The organism is Arthrobacter sp. T2-23 (genome assembly GCF_055398325.1).
This window is the reverse complement of sequence record NZ_AP027917.1, coordinates 2699193-2715982: the sequence shown is the minus strand read 5'-3', so window position 1 is coordinate 2715982 and position 16790 is coordinate 2699193. Positions and strand designations below refer to the sequence as shown.

The window sequence follows — 16790 nt, the reverse complement described above, 5'->3', positions numbered from 1 at the left end:
CCCCGTTCGGCAGGCGAGCTGCCGGGCGGCTGGGCGGCCACGCGCCTACTTCACCGCGATGAGCTCGATCAGTTTGATGTCGGGGTCCTTGGACAGCAGCGTGGGCCCGTGCTCGCCGAGCGCCGCGGGGATGGCCCCCCTGAGGTGGGTCTGCCGGTCGTCCTCGCTGTCAAAGGTGTCGAAGATGCCGAAGGTGTAATCGTTGATCCGGAAGGCGTACCAAGTCCGTGTCCCGGGTTCTTTAAGCACGATCTCCCGGGCCCCGTTGAGGAAGTCCCAGACCTCCTGTTCCTTTCCCAGCTTGGCTTCGACCAGTGCCAGCACTCCGTATTTTGGCGCCACGGCTGTCTCCTCAGATTTGGACTGGATCGGCCGGAAACCGGCCTATAGCCGCGAGTGTAGGCCCGTCCCGGGGTCCGGACAAGGCGTCGCGAGGAGGGCCCCGCGTCCGGCAATAAGTCGTTCCAGATAGCGGCGCAGGACGACTCGTTCGACCAACCAGCCCACGGGTCCAAAGGCCCCGTGAACTCAATCCTGTCCGTCATCACGGGCCAGCGTCGGTTTGTTAGTCCACGAAAGAGGCCGGATAGTCGAGGCGGGTCACGCGGCTGGTCATGGTCAGGGGGACACCGAAGTGCCGGGCCCGCCAGGTCACTTCCTCACCGGCGCCGATGAGTCCTGCGGTCACCCCGGCAACGGCAAGCCCTCCCGAGGCCGCCATCGTCTCCACATGCGCGTCGATGCTGCGCGCCCGGTCGAATAGCTGTTCCGCGGGCAGGACGGATTCGGTGCGGCAGACGAAGCTCACGGTCATGCCGTCAGTCTGCCAGACACGGCGGGCCCCGACGGCTGCCTCCCCGGAATTGGGCGGGTACTTGGGGGGGCCGGTGCCGACGGCGGTAGTCGCTTCGGGGCGCTTGCCGGGGTGGTTAGCGGGAGGTCCCTAGCGGGTGCTGCCGGCGAGGAGGCCCCGGCGGCGCAGCAGGCGCTTCTCGATCGGCGCGAAGACCAGCAGTTCGATCAGGATGCCGACGCCGAGGATCAACAGGATGGCGGTCAGCACAATCGTCATGTCGGCCAGGTCGCGGCCCTGGTTCAGCATCGAGCCGAGGCCGAAGCCCATACTGCCGCCCACCGTGATGATTTCCGCGGCCATGAGGGAGCGCCAGGAGAAGGCCCAGCCTTGTTTGAGGCCGCTCAGGTAGCCCGGCAGGGCGGCCGGGAGGACGATCTGCAGCGCAAGCTGCAGGCGCGAGGCGCCCAGGACCGTGCCGACGCGGCGGTATTGCGGCGGGATCTGGTCGACGCCGGAGATCAGCCCGTTGATGATCGAGGGGATGGCGCCCATCAGCACGACGAAGTACACGGTGGCGTCGCTCAGGCCGAACCAGATGATGGCGGCCGGCACCCACGCCACCGAGGGCAGCACCTGCAGCCCGGAAATCAGCGGCCCGAAGGCACGGCGGAGCGGGGCGACCTGGGCCAGCAGCAGGCCCACCGGCGTCGCGATCGCAACGCTGACCAGGAAGCCGGCGATGCCGCGCTGCAGCGAGGTCCAGACGGCTTCCTGCAGCTTGGCCTCTCCCCACAGTGTGCCGAGCTGGCCGATGACATCCAGTGGGCCGGGCACCAGGTCTCGGCGTTTGATGCCGAGCGAGACGTACACCTGCCACGCAACGAGGAGCACGGCGAGCGCGGCTACCGGCAGGAGCACCCGGCTCCAGTCGATCCGCGCCCTGCGGTCGGCATCGGACTGAAGCGAATCGAGTCCGGCTTCGAGTTGCCGCAGGTCCTCGGCCCCGGTCGAGGAACGGGTCAGGGCGGCGTGGACCTTGCGGGTCTCGGCGTGGGCTTCGGCCGAAGCGGCGGTGTCAGCGAAGGGGGCGGCAACGGGCGTGGAGCGCCATAGAGACTTATTGGGCATGGCGGCGGATCTCCTCGCGTAGCCGGGCGGTGATGATACCGGTCAGCTGGCCTGCCAGGCCGGCGTCGGTGCGGTGGTCCTCGGAGACGTTCCATTCCTGGACCACGCGACCGGGCCGCGAGGAGAGCAGCAGCACCCGCTGGCCCAGCCGGACGGCTTCCCGGACGTTGTGCGTGACAAAGACGATGGTGCGGCCGGTCTCCTTCCAGATCCGCTCCAGCTCGTCATGGAGCAGGTCGCGGGTGATCGCGTCCAGCGCGGCGAAGGGCTCGTCCATCAGGAGCAGTTGCCGGTCCTGGGCCAGTGACCGGGCAAGTGCCACGCGCTGGCGCATGCCGCCGGATAACTCGTGCGGCCGCTTGTCTCCGGCACCGCGCAGGTGCACCAGGTCCAGGAGTTCCCCGGCCTGCATCCGGCGCTCAGCCTTGGCCACGCCGCGCAGCTTGAGGGCAAGCTCCACGTTTTCCCGGGCGGTGAGCCACGGGAACAGCGCCGCGTCCTGGAACATAAAGGCGGCGCCGTCGCTGGGTACCTCGAGGGCGCCCGACGTCGGGGCCTCCAGCCCCGCCATGATGTTCAGCAGGGTGGACTTGCCGCAGCCGGAGGCGCCGAGCAGCGCGACGAATTCGCCCTGTCCAATGCTGGCGTTGACGCCGTCCAGCACCGGGGCGCCGTCGCCGAAGCGCTTGCCCAGGTTTTCCAATACGACTGGCATGGTCACGTCCTTGGTTGTTGGGGCGGGTGGGGCGATGGGCGGTGGAACCGGCTAGTCCTTGCCCAGTCCGTGCGCCGACGTCTTCGCCGGGGCCACCGCGTTCAGGGCGGTCAGGTCGAAGATGCCGTTGATGTCCGCCTGCTTCGTGGTGCCGGCGTCGGCGCCGTCCTGCAGCAGTTTCTGGTACGTCCCGGCGAGCGGGTCCACGGTGAAGGCGATGTTCTTCAGCGACCGGTCGACGACGTCGGCGGGCAGCGAGGCGCCGCCGGACTCCTGCAGCGCGGCGTTGAGGACGCCGGCCTTCTCGCCTGCCGGGGCCTTGGCCAACCAGTCCACGGACTCGACATGGCCCTTCAGCAGCGCCTTGACGGTGTCCGGATGCTCTGCGGCGAATTTCTTGTTGACGATCAGCACGGTGGTGGGGAACTCGCCGGGCTTGCCGGAGAGTGAACCATCCCAGAGATCTTTTTCGTCGACCAGGACCTTGGCTCCTGCCTGGAGCACCAGCCGGGAGGCCCACGGCTCCGGAAGCCAGGCGCCGTCGAGCTTGCCGTCCTGGAACAGCTTCAGGGTCTGGGCGTTCTCGGTGGGGTTGATGGTGACGTCGCCTCCGCCGGCCGGGGAGGTCCGGTAGCCCTGCTTTCCCAGCCAGGCGCGGAGGGCCACGTCCTGGGTGCCGCCGAGCTGGGGCGTCGCGAGCTTCTTGCCCCTGAGCTCGGCCGGCGAGGTGATGTCCGGCCGGACCACAAGCTGCGCGCCGCCGGATGCCGCACCGCCGACGATGCTGACGGATTCGCCCTTGCTCTTGACGAAGGAGTTGATCGCCGGGTTGGGGCCGATGTAGGTGGCGTCGATGGCGCCGGCGTTGAGGGCTTCGATTGCGGCGGGGCCGGCGGTGAAGACCTGGGTGCTGAGCTTGGTCTGGCCCAGTTCCTTGGCGATGAACCCCTTGGTGACGCCGACCAGGGCCGGGCCGTGGGTGATGTTGCCGAAATAGCCGAGCCGGAGTTCAGCGGCCGGGGAGGTCCCGGCGGCCGGCGCGGCGGCGGCGTCGTTGTGGGACGCCGTGGAGGCGACGGCGGCGCCGGCACCGATCAGCAGGGCCAGTCCGACGGCGACGGCGATTTCGGTGGTGCGCTTGCGCTTCGGCTTGGCCGATTCTCCGGCGACGATCCGGGTGGTGCCGGGGGTGGGGTTAACGGGTGAGGATGACATGGCGGGGTCCTGGTTCTTCGAGGGTGAGCGGGGGCCGGGCGGGTGGTCAGCGCCGGCGACATCGCCCCCGGGGTGCCCCGAGGGAGGGGCTGTCGAACCAATCTGGCGTAGTCATGGCTTCACCCTAGGGAGGGTCAGGAACCGGGTTCAATGGTGCGGAAACCCGGGGTCACGCTAGTTCATGCGGCGTCACATGCGGGTCCCTGCTTCGGCGCCGGCCGGCGGATCAGTCGCCTTTGACGTTGACGAGCTGGCGGAGCTTGTGCCGCACCCTGACGAGGTCCGCCGAGTCGCGCATCACCGTGTCGATGGGCTTGTAGGCCGCGGGGATCTCGTCGATGAAGGCCTCCCGGGGCCGGAATTCGATTCCCTGCATGGCCGTCTTCAGCTGCGTCAGCGAGAAGGCCTTCCGGGCGGCGGTCCGCGAGTACTCCCGGCCGGCGCCGTGCGGGGAGGAGTTCAGCGCGAGGGTGTTCCCGAGTCCGACGACCACGTAGGACGCGGTGCCCATGGCACCGGGAATCAAGCCCGGGTCCCCCGCCTGGGCCCTGATGGCGCCTTTCCGCGAGACCCAGACGGACTTGCCGTAGTGCGTTTCCTGCGCCGTGAAGTTGTGGTGGCAGTTGATCCGTTCGAGTTCCCGGACCCGGCCGCCGATCCAGGCTTCGAATTGCTGGACGACCCGGTCCATCATTTCTTCCCGGTTCAGCAGGGCGAAGTGCTGCGCCCACCGGAGTTCCCTGATGTAGTGCTCGAACTCGGGAGTGCCTTCGAGCAGGTAGGCAAGGTCCCGGTCCGGCAGGGCGATGTTCCGGCGCGAGCACACGCTCTGGGCCTCCGCGATGTGGCGCTGCGCAATCTTGTTGCCCACTCCACGGGAGCCCGAATGCAGGAACAGCCACACGGCAGACTCCTCATCCACGCAGACCTCAATAAAGTGGTTGCCCGAGCCGAGCGACCCGAGTTGCAGCTCCCAATTCGCCGCGTACCGGGCCGGGTCGAAGCCGGCCTTGGCCGCCATCCTTCGCAGCTCGGCCAGCCGGGGCCCGGCGCTGGCTGAGATCCTGCGGTTGAAATGGCCCGCCGATAAGGGAATGGCACGTTCGATTCCCTCGCGCAGCCGCAACAGGTCCTTGGGCAGGTCCGTCCGCACGAACTGGGTGCGAACGGCGATCATGCCGCAGCCAATGTCCACGCCCACAGCCGCCGGGATGATGGCGCCTACCGTGGGGATGACCGATCCCACCGTGGCCCCCTTGCCCAAGTGGGCGTCGGGCATCAGCGCCAGATGCGGGTAGATGATCGGCAGCGTCGCTGTCGCCAGTGCCTGCCTGCGGGTCCCGTCGTCCAGGATGGATGCCCAGCTGATGAGCCTGCTGTTGATGGCTTCCAAGGATCTGCCCTCCCACGACGATGATCGCGGGCCGCCGGCACGGTGGCAAGGGCGCCGAGCGGCGGGCCCCGCGGCGCGGGCCGCCTCAGATGGAGTAGCGCTCGTCCTCGTGGTCGCCGGGATGGTCCTTGACCAGGCCCGCGGCGAGGGTGTTCCCGTCCTGGGGGTCGATGACCAGGAACGCGCCGGTCCGCCGGTGGTGCAAATAGTTTTCCAGCGGCAGCGGGGCGGCGAGCCGGAGCTGGGCGTGGCCGATGTCGTTGAGCTCGAGGGTGGTGGTGGGCTCGAGCTGGAAGGTGGCGAGGTCCAGCTTGCCGGTGACGTTCCGGACCAGGGCCTGGACCGTCCGGGTGCCGTGCTTGATGAGCACTTTGGCCCCCTCCCGGAGCGGTTTGGGCGAGAGCCAGCACAGGGCGGCGTACAGGTCAGCCGAAGCTTCCGGTACGGTCCCGGCCGCGGCGATGGTGTCCCCGCGGGCGACGTCGAACTCGTCAGCGAGGCGCAGCGCCACCGATTGCGGCGCCACGGCCTTGGTGAGCGAATGCCCGGCGAAGTCGATGCCGGCCACCGTGGTGGTGCGGGGTGCCTGGCCCGGGGTGAGGATACTGACCCTGTCCCCCAGCTTCACCGAGCCCTCCGTGATCTGCCCGGCGTAGGCCCGGTAGTCGCGGTAGCCGGCGACGTCGAGGCCGGCGGCGACGGCATCGGGCGCCAGCGCGCCCTGCGGCCGGATAACCAGCTGGACGGGGAAGCGGAAACTCTCCAGGTGGCTTTCCAGTTCGTCCGCGGCCGGCAGTGCCTCCAGGACTTCGAGCAGGGCCGGCCCCCGGTACCAGGGGGTGCGGTCGGAGCGGTCGACGACGTTGTCGCCGTCGAGCGCTGACACCGGGATCACGAAAAGGTCGGCGACGCTGCCTGGCTGTGAGTCGTCGCGGCCCAGCCCGAGTTCGCGGCCCACCTGCTGCACCTCGGCTTCGATCCCGCGGAAGACGTCCTCGCTGAAGTCCACGAGGTCGATCTTGTTCACGGCGACGATCACATGGGCAACGCGCAGCAACTGCAGCACCGAGAGGTGCCGTCGGGTCTGTTCCAGGACACCCTTGCGGGCGTCGATAAGCACGACGACGGCGTCCGCGGTGGACGCGCCGGTGACGGTGTTCTTGGTGTACTGCACGTGCCCGGGGCAGTCCGCGAGGATGAAGCTGCGCCGGGCCGTGGCGAAGTAGCGGTAGGCGACGTCGATGGTGATGCCTTGTTCCCGCTCGGCGCGCAGGCCGTCGGTCAGCAGGGCCAGGTCGATCCGCTGTTTGCCGTTGGCGTCTATGTCCCCCGCGCCGCCGAAGCCGCGGTCCGCCGAGGTGCGGGCGACGGCGTCGAGCTGGTCGGCGAGGATCGCCTTGGAATCGTGCAGCAGCCTGCCCACCAGGGTGGATTTGCCGTCGTCGACCGATCCGGCGGTGGCGAATCTGAACAGTGATGCGGACGAGAGCTGCAGGCTGCCGGGGGCGGACTCGGGCAAGGTTGCGGTGGTGCTCATTAGAAATAGCCGTCCTTCTTGCGGTCTTCCATGGCGGCCTCGGAGATGCGGTCATCGGCCCGGGTGGCGCCACGTTCGGTGATGGTGGAGGCGGCAACTTCGATCACGACGTCGCCCACGGTCGCGGCGTCCGATTCCACGGCGCCGGTGCAGGACATGTCGCCGACGGTCCGGTAGCGGACGGTTTTGGTGATGACCTGCTCGTCCTCGCGCGGCTGGGAGACCTCCCCGACCGCGCGCCACATGCCGTCGCGGGCGAAGACCTGACGCTCATGGGCGTAGTAGAGGCCCGGCAGGTCGATGTTCTCCCGCTCGATGTAGCGCCAGACGTCCAGCTCCGTCCAGTTGCTGATCGGGAACGCCCGGACGTGCTGGCCCACGGTGTGGCGGCCGTTGTAAAGGTTCCACAGCTCGGGCCGCTGGTTGCGCGGATCCCACTGGCCGAACTCGTCGCGCAGGCTGAGGATGCGCTCCTTGGCCCGGGCCTTGTCCTCGTCGCGGCGGCCGCCGCCGAAGACGGCGTCAAACTTGTTGCGCTGGATCGCGTCCAGCAGCGGCACGGTCTGCAGCGGGTTGCGCGTACCGTCAGCACGCTCGGCCAGCTCGCCGGAATCAATGAACTCCTGGACGGAGCCGACAACGAGCCTCAGGCCCAGACGCTCCACGGTCCGATCACGGAACTCGATCACCTCCGGGAAGTTGTGCCCGGTGTCCACGTGCAGCACCGGGAACGGGACCTTCCCCGGCCAGAACGCCTTGGTGGCCAGATGCAGCATCACCACGGAGTCCTTGCCGCCGGAGAACAGCAGCGCCGGCTTCTCAAACTCGGCGACCACTTCGCGGATGATGTGGATGGCCTCGGACTCGAGGGTATCCAGGCTGGAGAGGCGGGCCGGGGCTGCGACGCCGATTGCCGCCCCGGACAGCTCCAGGTCCTCGTTGATGATCTTGATGCTCATACGTGTAGTCCGCATTCTGTCTTGTCGGTTCCTGCCCAGCGCCCGGCGCGGGGGTCGTCGCCGGGCGCGACCTTGCGGGTGCAAGGCTGGCAGCCTATGGACGGGTAGCCCTGTGAAAGCAGCGGGTTGACGGGGAGGAGATTGTCGTCGGAGTACTGGACCAGCTGGTCGAAGCTCCAGGCCGCCACCGGGTTGACCTTGACCAGGCCGTTGGATTCGTCCCAGGTGACCAGCGGCGTGTTGGTGCGGGTGGGCGCCTCGTCGCGGCGGACGCCGGTGAACCAGAGCTCGTAGCCGGCGAGGGTACGGTGCAGCGGCGCGACCTTGCGCAGGGCGCAGCACTGCCCGGGGTCGCGGGCGAAGAGGTCCTTGCCCAGGAGCCGGTCCTGCTGTTCCACGGTGTTCTCGGGCAGCACGTCGACGACGTTGACCCGGAGGCTGGCCGCGACCTCGTTGCGCGTGGCGTAGGTTTCCGGGAAGTGGTAGCCGGTTTCGAGGAAGAGCACGTCGACGCCGGGGAGTTGGTCGGCGACGAGTGCGGGCAGGACCGCGTCGGCCATGGAGCAGGCGACGGCGACGGCGGGGAGCTCGAAATTGCGCGCCACCCAGGCAATGACCTCGCGCGCCGGGGCGTCCCAGCCGAGCTCGGCCGAGCCGGCCTCGGCGATTGCCTGAAGCTCGTCGCGGGTGCGGAGTGCAACGGTCATTGCAGGTCCCCCTCATCGGCGGCGAAGGCCCATTCGGCGAAGCTTTGGCCCTCGGTGCGGTCCGTCACGTATTTCCGCACCACTCGCTCCACGTAGTCGGGCAGTTCCTCGGCCGTGACCTTGAGGCCGCGGACGGTGCGGCCGAGGCCTGCCTCCTCGCGGCTCTCGGATGCCAGACCGCCGCCAAGGTGCACCTGGAAACCCGGGGTGGGGTCGCCGTCGGGCGTTGGCAGCATCATGCCCTTGAGGCCGATGTCCGCGGTCTGGATCCGGGCGCAGGAGTTGGGGCAGCCATTGATGTGCAGCGAGAGAGCCTGCGGGAGCTGGCGGGACTCGACCAGGTCGGCGAGGCGGCGTTCCAGCTCGGCGACCGCCGTTGCGGCCGTGACCTTGGTTTCGACGATGGCGAGCTTGCAGAACTCTATGCCGGTGCAGGCGATGGTGCCTCGGCGGAACACGGACGGCCGGGCGGACAGGCCCAGGGCGTCGAGTTCTGCGACGAGCGGTTCCACCTCGTCCTTGGGCACGTCGAGGACCACGAGCTTCTGGTGCGGGGTGGTACGCAGCCGCCGCGAGCCGCGGGCCTCCAGGGTGTCCGCGAGCTTGACGAGCTGGCTGCCGGAGAGCCGGCCGGCCAGCGGGGTGGCACCGATGAAGAACTTTCCGTCCTTCTGTTCGTGCACGCCAATGTGGTCGCCAGGGGTGGCGGCCTTGGGGGCCGCGGGGCCGTCGTCGAGCTGGTAGCCGAGGTATTCTTCCTCGAGGACCCGGCGGAACTTCTCCGTCCCCCAATCGGCCAGCAGGAACTTCAGCCGGGCCTTCGTGCGCATGCGCCGGTAGCCGTAGTCGCGGAAGATGCTGGTGACGCCGAGCCAGACGTCGGCGGCCTGGTCCGGACGGACAAAGGCGCCGAGGCGCTTGCCCAGCATCGGGTTGGTGGAGAGTGCGCCACCCACCCAGAGGTCGTAGCCGACGCCGAGCTCGGGATGGACCAGGCCCACCAGGGCGACGTCGTTGATCTCGTGGACCACATCCTGGCTGGGGTGGCCGGTGACGGCGGTCTTGAATTTGCGGGGCAGGTTGGCCAGTTCCGGGTCGCCGATGAAGCGTTCGGCGAGTTCGTGGATCAGCGGCGTGGGGTCGATGATCTCGTCCTTGGCGATGCCGGCGACCGGGGAGCCGAGGATGACGCGGGGCACGTCGCCGCAGGCCTCGGTGGTGGACAGGTCCACGGACTCGAGGCGGCGCCAGATCTCCGGCACGTCCTCGACCCTGATCCAGTGCAGCTGGATGTTCTGCCGGTCGGTGAGGTCGGCGGAGTCGCGGGCGAAGTCGACGGAGATCTGCCCGATGACGCGCAGCTGCTCGGTGCTGAGGGCGCCGCCGTCGATCCGGACCCGGAGCATGAAGTATTTGTCTTCGAGCTCGTGCGGCTCCAGGGTGGCGGTCTTGCCGCCGTCGATCCCGGGCTTGCGCTGGGTGTACAGGCCCCACCAGCGGAAGCGGCCGTGCAGGTCGGTGCCGTCGATCGAGTCGAAGCCATGCTTGGAGTAGACCGATTCGATGCGCTCGCGCACGTTCAGGCCGTTGTCTTCCTGTTTCCAGGTTTCGTTGGCGTTCAGCGGGGTGGTGCCGTCCACCTTCCACTGCCCGTGCGGCTTGGCCGCGGGGCGGGCGGGTCGTTTGGCGCGGCCTGCGGCAGCCTGGTCCGGGGACGCTCCGGCTAGAGCTGTATCAGTCATGGATTGACTGTAGGAGCGCCCGCAACGGCCTCACAATGGTTCAGAAACGCGGGGTCACCTAGGGCAACAATTCGTCATGAACCGCTACCGGCGACGGCCGCGTCGAAGCGCGCCAGAGCGATCTCGGCAAGCACCGGGGAAGGCAGCAGCGGCGCGGTGACCAGGTCCGCACCAGCCTTGGCGAGCTGGTCATGGAAGAAGCCAGGTGCCAGCAGGTAGGACGCGATCACCACCCGGCCGCCGAGGTCCACGGCCCCGGCCGAGAGGCCCGCGCCGGCACCCCCGGCGGCCTCCTCACGCAGCATGGCCACCGCCTCGGGCACAGAGGGCGACGCCGAGGCGCCGTAGGCGGCCACGATCCGGTTCGAGCGGAGGGCCCGCAGCTGACCGGCGAGCTCCTCCACGTTGTCCGCCGCGGTGGGGTCCGAGGAGCCCGCGGCGGCGAGGATCACGGCGTCGTTGTCGGTCACCCCGGCCTCTCGCAGCCGCTGGTCCAGCAGGGCCGCGAGCCGCGGGTCAGGGCCCAGCGGCACGGCGGCAAGGGTGCCCGGCCGGCTCTTCACGGCCCGGGCGATGTCCACTTTGACGTGGTAGCCCTCGCTCAGCAGCAGCGGAACGACGACGGCTGTCTCCCCCGCCGGCAGCCCCGCCACGACGGCGGGCAGCTCGGGGTCCTGCACGTCGACGTAGGCCTCGCGGACGTCGAGCCCGGGACGCAGCGCGGCGATCCCGGCCCGCAGGGCGTTGACCTCCGCCGCGCCCTCGGGGCTGGAGGTGCCGTGGGCGCAGGCGATCAGGATGGGGCTATTCATAGCCGTTAGCGTAACCTTGGAGCCGCCCTATCCGCCGCCCTGCTACCGACCGGGACGCCCCATGACTTTCTCCTTTAGCCTCGTGATGGTCTGGCTGGACCTGGCGGGCGTCTTCTTCTTCGCCGTCTCCGGGTCGCTGCTCGCGGCGCGCAAGCAGTTCGACATTGTCGGGTCCTGGTTGCTGGCCTCGGTGGTGAGCCTGGGCGGCGGGGTCATCCGCGACATCATCATCAACACGGGACCCCCGGCAGCCTTCACCAACCCCGCGTACCTCGCTCCCCCGCTGCTGGCCACGGTCCTGGTGTACTTCCTGTTTTCCAGCGTCCAGCGCTTCACGTCCCTGCTGGTCCTGTTCGACGCCGGCGGACTGGCCTTGTTCTGCATTACGGGCAGCCTGAAGGCCCTCGCCGCGGGCATGCACCCGGTAGCCGCGGTGCTCCTGGGGGTCACGACGGCGGTGGGCGGCGGACTGCTGCGGGACATCACCGCGAACGAGATCCCGCAGCTCTTTGACCCCAAAGACATCTACGCCCTGCCGGCGTTTGCCGGGGCCGCGCTGACCGTGACGCTGTCCGTCACCGGGGTGTTCACCGCCCTGACGGCGAGCGCCGTGGCCGCCCTGGTCTTCGCCTTCCGCGTCACCGCCTGGCGGCGCCACTGGTACGTGCCGCTGGCCGTCCGAGGCTGGCACCGCCTGGGCCTGGACCAGGCCGAAAAGGGCCCCCGGGATTAGCTAGGATAAGAAGCATGACTGACATGTTCCTCGAGAAGTTCCGCGCGCTTGTTCCGAAGTATCTCGAGGACGAATGGCAGGAAGAGGACGGGCTGCCGGAGGACGAGCTGGACGCGGCCCTCGCCGAGCACCAGTTCCAGGTCCCGCTGGTCCTGCGCGAGTTCTACCTGGCCCTCGGCGGCTGCGAGGACCTGATGGAGGCCTACCACTACTTCTGGGACCCCGAGGAACTCGAAGTCGACGACGAAGGCTTCCTGATGTTCCTCGAGGACGAGGAAGAGCAGTTCACCTGGGGCTTCCGTGTGGGCGACCTCAGCATTCCGGACCCGATCGTGTACCGCCGCAACAACGCCCGCGGCCAGTGGAAGAGCGAAGAAGGCACCTTCTCCGAGTTCGTCTTCGACATGTTCGAGTGGGCGTTCACCGACGAGGACGAGGACTAAGGGCCGCCCCGGGTTCCCGTCTCCCCACGCCGCGGGGCGCCGAGTTTCCCCAGGTTTGAGCCGGCCGGCCGGCGTGTTGCGCAGAACCGCCGGTCCATTGCGGCCCTTGCTGACCAAACATGGGGAGATTCAGCGGACGACCCTGCCGCGCAGCACCTGCCACACTTCCGCGACGATCTTCTCCGGGTTGAAAACGACGTCCTGGTAGCCATACCTCAACACCGCGTACCCGATAAGGGTGCTGGCGTTGTTGCGCCGACGGTCTTTCTTGACCTGCGCCGGTTCCAAATGCGTGCCGCCATCAATCTCCACAATGAGGAACCCTTCCAGCAGGAAGTCCACGATCCCGATCCCCGGGAGATCGACCTGGGTCTGCGTGAAGATCCCTTCGCTCCGGAACAGGAGCCTGGCTACAACTTCGATCGCGGATCCTGCCGAACCGTCCACCAATTCCAGCGCCGCCCGGGCCGAACCGTTGCGGTTGCCGGGAAGATGCCCTCTGAGATATTCGAGAGTGGTCCGACCCTGCAGGAGGGCGCTTTCCACCATGACCACGGATTCCATGGGCGGCCGACATCGCAGGGCGTGCAGCAGAGTATCCGTCAGCCCAGCCACGGGCCGCGGGAACTCCGGCGGGACCACACTGCCCCGGTGAACAACCACCCCGATGGCCGAACCATGGCGGCAGAAAAGGTGCAGCTGCGCCGGTTCGTGGAGTCTCCAGATCCTGTGGTGTCCCGCCGCCGAGACACAGGACAGCAAGCCATTAGCCAAGACTGCGGCCACCAGGTCCGGCGCCGCACCCGGCAACGCAACGACACCATGACGCAACCGGAGCATTTCCCCGGAGGTAAGCGAGTTGCGGATACTCCGTCCCGAGAACCCAGCCTGAAGCAGCGTTCCGGTCCGTGCGACCGAGCCGGCAAATTTCATGTAGGTCGTGACATCCATGCGTCCAGCAGACCTGCCCACACCCACAGCGGGGAGGCTGCCCCACTGCTATGTGGACAACTGGCGGGCTGATTCTCCCCAACTTCGGAGACGCCCGACGGCGGGTCGTCGCGACTTGCTGGGTAGCCGACGCCCGCGGCGCCCAAAACTGGGGAGAGTCCCCGCCCCGGCCACCCCGCAAATCCGTGACAATCAATTTACAGAATCGCTAGACAACATGACACAACTGTCATAAGCTCGTTCATGGGTTCACCAAATGCCTCCGGTGAATCTGATGCGAACGGAGAAATGGCCCCGGTTCCGCACAACGGACGACTCGTAACGTTGTGAGGAACCGGGGCCATTCCGCTTTAACGTCAAGCCCGCGCCCGCCGGCGCCGGGTTGCCGGCCGGTACGCCAGGCGGCTCCGGGAACCGCTAGCTGCTGCGGTCCACGACGGCATGCGCGAAGCTGGTCAGCGAATCCTTGACCACGCCCTCCGGCAGCGGGGCGAGGGCGGCGATGGCCTCGTCGGCCCAAGCGCGGGCCACCGTCCAGGACTCCGCGGTGACGGGGTGTTCGCGCAGCCCGGCGACGGCGGCCGCGAGGGCCTCGTCCGAGCTGAGGTCGCCGTCGATGAGCTGCAGGAGGTCGACGGCGGACTGGTCGCCGTCGTCCGCCGCTTTGCGCAGCAGCAGCACCGGCAGGGTGGGCACACCCTCGCGCAGGTCGGTGCCCGGCGACTTGCCGGATTTGACCTTGACGCCGGTGACGTCAATGACGTCGTCGGCAAGCTGGAAGGCGACGCCGACCTTCTCGCCGTACTCGACCAGCAGCCTCTCGTAGGCCGGATCGGCGTTGGCGAAGATCGCGCCGAGCTGGCCGGACGCGGCCACGAGCGAGCCGGTCTTGTCCGCGATCACGGAGAGGTAGTGCTCCACCGGGTCCTCGTCCGGGCGCGGCCCCACGGTCTCGTGCAGCTGGCCGAGGCAGAGCCGCTCGAAGGTGCGGGCCTGGATGCCGAGCGCGCGGGACCCCAGCTCGGAGACCAGGATGGAGGCCCGGGCGAAGATGAGGTCACCGGTCAGGACGGCCACGGAGTTGCCCCATACCTCGTGCGCGGTGGGGGCGCCGCGGCGGAACGGAGCGGAGTCCATCACGTCGTCGTGGTACAGCGTGGCCAGGTGCGTCAGTTCGACGACGACGGCGGCCTGCACCACCGCCGGCAGCGAGGCGTCGCCGAGGTGGGCGCAGAGCAGGGTCAGCAGCGGCCGGATGCGCTTGCCGCCGGCTTCGACCAGGTGGCGCGACGTGGCGTCGGCCAGCGGGTCCGAGTTGGCAATGGCCTCGCGCAGCTTCTTCTCCACGCGGGCCAGGTTGGTGGTGATGGCCGGGCCGAGTTCGGGGTCCCCTGCAATCGCCGCGAAGCCGGCCGGCAACTGGAGCCCGGTGGCAATGGCGGTGGTGTTCAGGTCCGGTTCAGCGCTCGGCAGGCCGTGCCCGGCGTGCGTCCAGCTTTGGTCTGCAGAGTTGGTCACGGGTTAACCCTAACTTTTTGTTGCGGAATCCGCGGGGTTGAGTCTGGAAGGGGCCGGGTGTTCGAGGTGGCCGGGACGAGTGCTTCGAGGACGCGGATCATGCGGTCCTCGATGCCCTTGGCCGAGGGGTCGGTGAGGTTGGCCAGCAACCGGACGACGAACTTCATCAGCACCGGGATGGGCATGCCCGTCCGGAGTGCCAGCTTCATCACGGCCGGCTTGCCGATCACCGCGGCAAAGGCGCGGCCCAGGGTGAAGTGCGAGCCCCACTGCCCGCGCACATAGTCCGCGTACCCCGCCAGCCGGGCATCGGCGTCGGCCGGGCTCCAGCCTGCCGAAGCGGCCCGGGACGAGGCGTCGATGATGAACTCCGCCGCGAAACGGGCGGACTCCATGGCGTAGGAGATGCCCTCGCCGTTGAACGGGGAGACCATGCCGCCGGCGTCGCCGAGCAGCAGCAGCCCGGGCGAGTAGTGCGGAGTGCGGTTGAAGCCCATCGGCAGCGCCGCGCCGCGGATCTCGCCCACCTGGTTGTCCGGGGTGAAGCCCCATTCCGCGGGCATGCCGGCGGTCCATTCGCGCAGGACCTGCTTGTAGTCCAGCTTGCCGAATTCCTTGGAGGAGTTCAGGATCCCCAGGCCGACGTTGGAGGTGCCGTCGCCGACGCCGAACACCCAGCCGTAACCGGGAAGGAGCTTGCCGTCCTTACCGGGGAGTTCCAGCCAGCCGTCCATCCACTCGTCGTCGTGCCGCGGGCTGGTGAAGTAGGTCCGCACGGCCACGCCCAGCGGACGGTCGTCGCGTTTCTGGATGCCCAGCGAGACGGCGGTGCGGGTGGAGTTCCCGTCGGCGGCGAGCACGACGTCGGCGGTGAAGTCCCGGGTTTCGCCGGTCTTCCGGCCGGCTTCATCGAGCAGCGCGGCGCGGACGCCGGTGACCCGGCCGTCCTCGGAGCGCAGCGCCTCGGTGACGCTGTGGCGTTCCAGCACGACGGCGCCGGCGGCCTGGGCGTGCCGGGCCAGTTCCTCGTCGAAGCCCAGGCGGGTGCGGATCAGTCCGTACTGCGGGAAGTCGGAGACCTCGGGCCAGGGCAGTTCGATGGTGCGGCCGCCGGCAATGAGGCGCAGGCCCTTGTTCCGGCGCCAGCCCTCGGCCTCAGGGTGCGGCAGGCCGAGTTTCTGGATCTCCCGGACCGCGCGCGGGGTGAGCCCGTCGCCGCAGACCTTCTCGCGGGGAAAGCTGGTCTTTTCCAGCACCGTGACGTTGATCCCGGCCTGGGCAAGGTAGAACGCGGCGGTGGATCCGGCCGGGCCCGCCCCGACGATCAGTACTTTCACGGCAGCTGCCAGCTACCGCTCGGGCCGGGTGATGTTGCGGCGCAGCTTGGCCACGGGGCCGGTGTGGTTGGCCAGCGCCGCCGCGCCGGCGGCGGGTCCGGATGCCGGTCCAGCCGGCTTCTGGGCGCGGTGGACGGCCACGATGCCGCCGCTGAGATTGCGGTAGGTGACGGACTCCCAGCCGGCTTCCTGCAGCCAGGCCGCGAGGTGGTCCTGGTCCGGCCAGGCGCGGATGGATTCGGCGAGGTAGACGTAGGCGTCCGGATTGGAGGAGACCTTCACGGCGATGGCGGGCAGGGCGCGCATCAGGTACTCGGTGTACATGGTGCGCCAGAGCGGCACCACCGGCTGGGAGAACTCGGCGATGACCAGGCGTCCGCCGGGCTTGGTGACCCGCAGCATCTCGGCGAGGGCCTTCTTGGGCTCGTTGACGTTGCGCAGGCCGAAGGAGATGGTGCTGGCGTCGAAGGTATTGTCCGCGAAGGGCAGGCGGGTGGCGTCACCGGCAACGAAGTTGATGTCCGGGCGGCGCCGTTTGCCGACCTTGAGCATGCCCAGGGAGAAGTCGCAGGCGACGACGTCGATCCCGGCGTCGGCGTACGGCTCACTGGAGGTGCCGGTTCCGGCGGCGAGGTCCAGCACGCGCTGGCCGGTCTTCACGTCCATGGCTTCGACGACGATCCGGCGCCAGCGGCGCGTCTGTCCCATCGACAGGACGTCGTTGACGACGTCGTATTTCGGGGCGACGTCGTCAAACATCGTGGCTACTTCGTCCGGACGCTTATCCAAGGATGCTCGGTTCAC

At 68.7% G+C, this 16790-nt stretch carries 17 protein-coding genes; 2 read left to right on the top strand and 15 right to left on the bottom strand.

What is annotated here, in order from left to right:
• Positions 1-45: 45 nt before the first annotated feature.
• The 11 genes from ACZ5Z0_RS12635 to ACZ5Z0_RS12585 all read right to left on the bottom strand — a co-directional run bounded on the left by ACZ5Z0_RS12635 (position 46) and on the right by ACZ5Z0_RS12585 (position 11004).
• A complete protein-coding gene (locus ACZ5Z0_RS12635; protein WP_464108739.1) occupies positions 46-342 on the bottom strand; it encodes a putative quinol monooxygenase in 297 nt (98 codons plus the stop codon).
• A 223-nt stretch (positions 343-565) separates the two neighbouring features.
• Positions 566-814 (bottom strand): SRPBCC family protein, encoded by a 249-nt coding sequence (locus ACZ5Z0_RS12630; RefSeq protein ID WP_464108738.1) that lies wholly within the window; start codon positions 812-814, stop codon positions 566-568.
• Positions 815-943: 129 nt separating this feature from the next.
• The gene (locus tag ACZ5Z0_RS12625; protein ID WP_464108737.1) at positions 944-1924 is read right to left on the bottom strand and encodes an ABC transporter permease; all 981 of its coding nucleotides are present in this window, start codon (positions 1922-1924) and stop codon (positions 944-946) included.
• Positions 1914-2639 (bottom strand): ABC transporter ATP-binding protein, encoded by a 726-nt coding sequence (locus ACZ5Z0_RS12620; protein WP_464108736.1) that lies wholly within the window; start codon positions 2637-2639, stop codon positions 1914-1916. Before ACZ5Z0_RS12620 ends, ACZ5Z0_RS12625 begins: the two co-directional genes overlap by 11 nt.
• Positions 2640-2690: 51 nt before the next feature.
• Positions 2691-3854 carry an ABC transporter substrate-binding protein gene (locus tag ACZ5Z0_RS12615; protein WP_464108735.1) on the bottom strand — a complete coding sequence of 388 codons (1164 nt, stop codon included), beginning with the start codon at positions 3852-3854 and terminating at the stop codon, positions 2691-2693.
• Between the two features lie 226 nt (positions 3855-4080).
• Complete coding sequence (locus ACZ5Z0_RS12610; RefSeq protein WP_464108734.1) at positions 4081-5247, bottom strand: RtcB family protein; 1167 nt, start codon at positions 5245-5247, stop codon at positions 4081-4083.
• 85 nt (positions 5248-5332) lie between these two features.
• A complete protein-coding gene (locus tag ACZ5Z0_RS12605; RefSeq protein ID WP_464108733.1) occupies positions 5333-6784 on the bottom strand; it encodes a sulfate adenylyltransferase subunit 1 in 1452 nt (483 codons plus the stop codon).
• Positions 6784-7743 (bottom strand): sulfate adenylyltransferase subunit CysD, encoded by a 960-nt coding sequence (cysD, locus tag ACZ5Z0_RS12600; protein ID WP_464108732.1) that lies wholly within the window; start codon positions 7741-7743, stop codon positions 6784-6786. The genes ACZ5Z0_RS12605 and cysD overlap by 1 nt, the downstream gene beginning before the upstream one ends.
• Complete coding sequence (locus ACZ5Z0_RS12595) at positions 7740-8450, bottom strand: phosphoadenylyl-sulfate reductase (protein ID WP_464108731.1); 711 nt, start codon at positions 8448-8450, stop codon at positions 7740-7742. Before ACZ5Z0_RS12595 ends, cysD begins: the two co-directional genes overlap by 4 nt.
• Positions 8447-10192 (bottom strand): nitrite/sulfite reductase, encoded by a 1746-nt coding sequence (locus tag ACZ5Z0_RS12590; protein ID WP_464108730.1) that lies wholly within the window; start codon positions 10190-10192, stop codon positions 8447-8449. Before ACZ5Z0_RS12590 ends, ACZ5Z0_RS12595 begins: the two co-directional genes overlap by 4 nt.
• Positions 10193-10266: 74 nt before the next feature.
• On the bottom strand, positions 10267-11004 hold the full coding sequence (locus tag ACZ5Z0_RS12585; protein WP_464108729.1) for a sirohydrochlorin chelatase: 738 nt from the start codon (positions 11002-11004) through the stop codon (positions 10267-10269).
• Positions 11005-11065: 61 nt separating this feature from the next.
• On the opposite strand from ACZ5Z0_RS12585, the gene ACZ5Z0_RS12580 reads away from it, so the two are divergent.
• The gene (locus ACZ5Z0_RS12580) at positions 11066-11737 is read left to right on the top strand and encodes a trimeric intracellular cation channel family protein (RefSeq protein ID WP_464108728.1); all 672 of its coding nucleotides are present in this window, start codon (positions 11066-11068) and stop codon (positions 11735-11737) included.
• Between the two features lie 14 nt (positions 11738-11751).
• Positions 11752-12180, top strand: a complete 429-nt coding sequence (locus tag ACZ5Z0_RS12575; RefSeq protein WP_464108727.1) for a hypothetical protein — start codon at positions 11752-11754, stop codon at positions 12178-12180.
• Between the two features lie 129 nt (positions 12181-12309).
• Here ACZ5Z0_RS12575 and ACZ5Z0_RS12570 read toward each other — a convergent pair whose 3' ends face one another.
• The 4 genes from ACZ5Z0_RS12570 to ACZ5Z0_RS12555 all read right to left on the bottom strand — a co-directional run bounded on the left by ACZ5Z0_RS12570 (position 12310) and on the right by ACZ5Z0_RS12555 (position 16790).
• Entirely contained in the window at positions 12310-12795 is a 486-nt protein-coding gene (locus ACZ5Z0_RS12570; protein WP_464108726.1) for an endonuclease domain-containing protein, read from the bottom strand.
• Positions 12796-13548: 753 nt separating this feature from the next.
• Positions 13549-14649, bottom strand: coding sequence for a polyprenyl synthetase family protein (locus ACZ5Z0_RS12565; protein ID WP_464108725.1), 1101 nt, complete (start codon positions 14647-14649; stop codon positions 13549-13551).
• Positions 14646-15986: a geranylgeranyl reductase family protein gene (locus ACZ5Z0_RS12560; protein ID WP_464108724.1), complete on the bottom strand. Its 1341-nt coding sequence runs from the start codon at positions 15984-15986 to the stop codon at positions 14646-14648. Before ACZ5Z0_RS12560 ends, ACZ5Z0_RS12565 begins: the two co-directional genes overlap by 4 nt.
• Before the next feature lie 12 nt (positions 15987-15998).
• Positions 15999-16790 (bottom strand): demethylmenaquinone methyltransferase, encoded by a 792-nt coding sequence (locus tag ACZ5Z0_RS12555; protein WP_138768441.1) that lies wholly within the window; start codon positions 16788-16790, stop codon positions 15999-16001.

Coding starts and splice junctions, on each gene's coding strand:
- ACZ5Z0_RS12630 (WP_464108738.1), bottom strand. CDS start 814: ATGACCGTGAGCTTCGTCTGCCGCACCGAATCCGTCCTGCCCGCGGAA.
- ACZ5Z0_RS12625 (WP_464108737.1), bottom strand. CDS start 1,924: ATGCCCAATAAGTCTCTATGGCGCTCCACGCCCGTTGCCGCCCCCTTC.
- ACZ5Z0_RS12620 (WP_464108736.1), bottom strand. CDS start 2,639: ATGCCAGTCGTATTGGAAAACCTGGGCAAGCGCTTCGGCGACGGCGCC.
- ACZ5Z0_RS12615 (WP_464108735.1), bottom strand. CDS start 3,854: ATGTCATCCTCACCCGTTAACCCCACCCCCGGCACCACCCGGATCGTC.
- ACZ5Z0_RS12605 (WP_464108733.1), bottom strand. CDS start 6,784: ATGAGCACCACCGCAACCTTGCCCGAGTCCGCCCCCGGCAGCCTGCAG.
- cysD (WP_464108732.1), bottom strand. CDS start 7,743: ATGAGCATCAAGATCATCAACGAGGACCTGGAGCTGTCCGGGGCGGCA.
- ACZ5Z0_RS12595 (WP_464108731.1), bottom strand. CDS start 8,450: ATGACCGTTGCACTCCGCACCCGCGACGAGCTTCAGGCAATCGCCGAG.
- ACZ5Z0_RS12590 (WP_464108730.1), bottom strand. CDS start 10,192: ATGACTGATACAGCTCTAGCCGGAGCGTCCCCGGACCAGGCTGCCGCA.
- ACZ5Z0_RS12585 (WP_464108729.1), bottom strand. CDS start 11,004: ATGAATAGCCCCATCCTGATCGCCTGCGCCCACGGCACCTCCAGCCCC.
- ACZ5Z0_RS12580 (WP_464108728.1), top strand. CDS start 11,066: ATGACTTTCTCCTTTAGCCTCGTGATGGTCTGGCTGGACCTGGCGGGC.
- ACZ5Z0_RS12575 (WP_464108727.1), top strand. CDS start 11,752: ATGACTGACATGTTCCTCGAGAAGTTCCGCGCGCTTGTTCCGAAGTAT.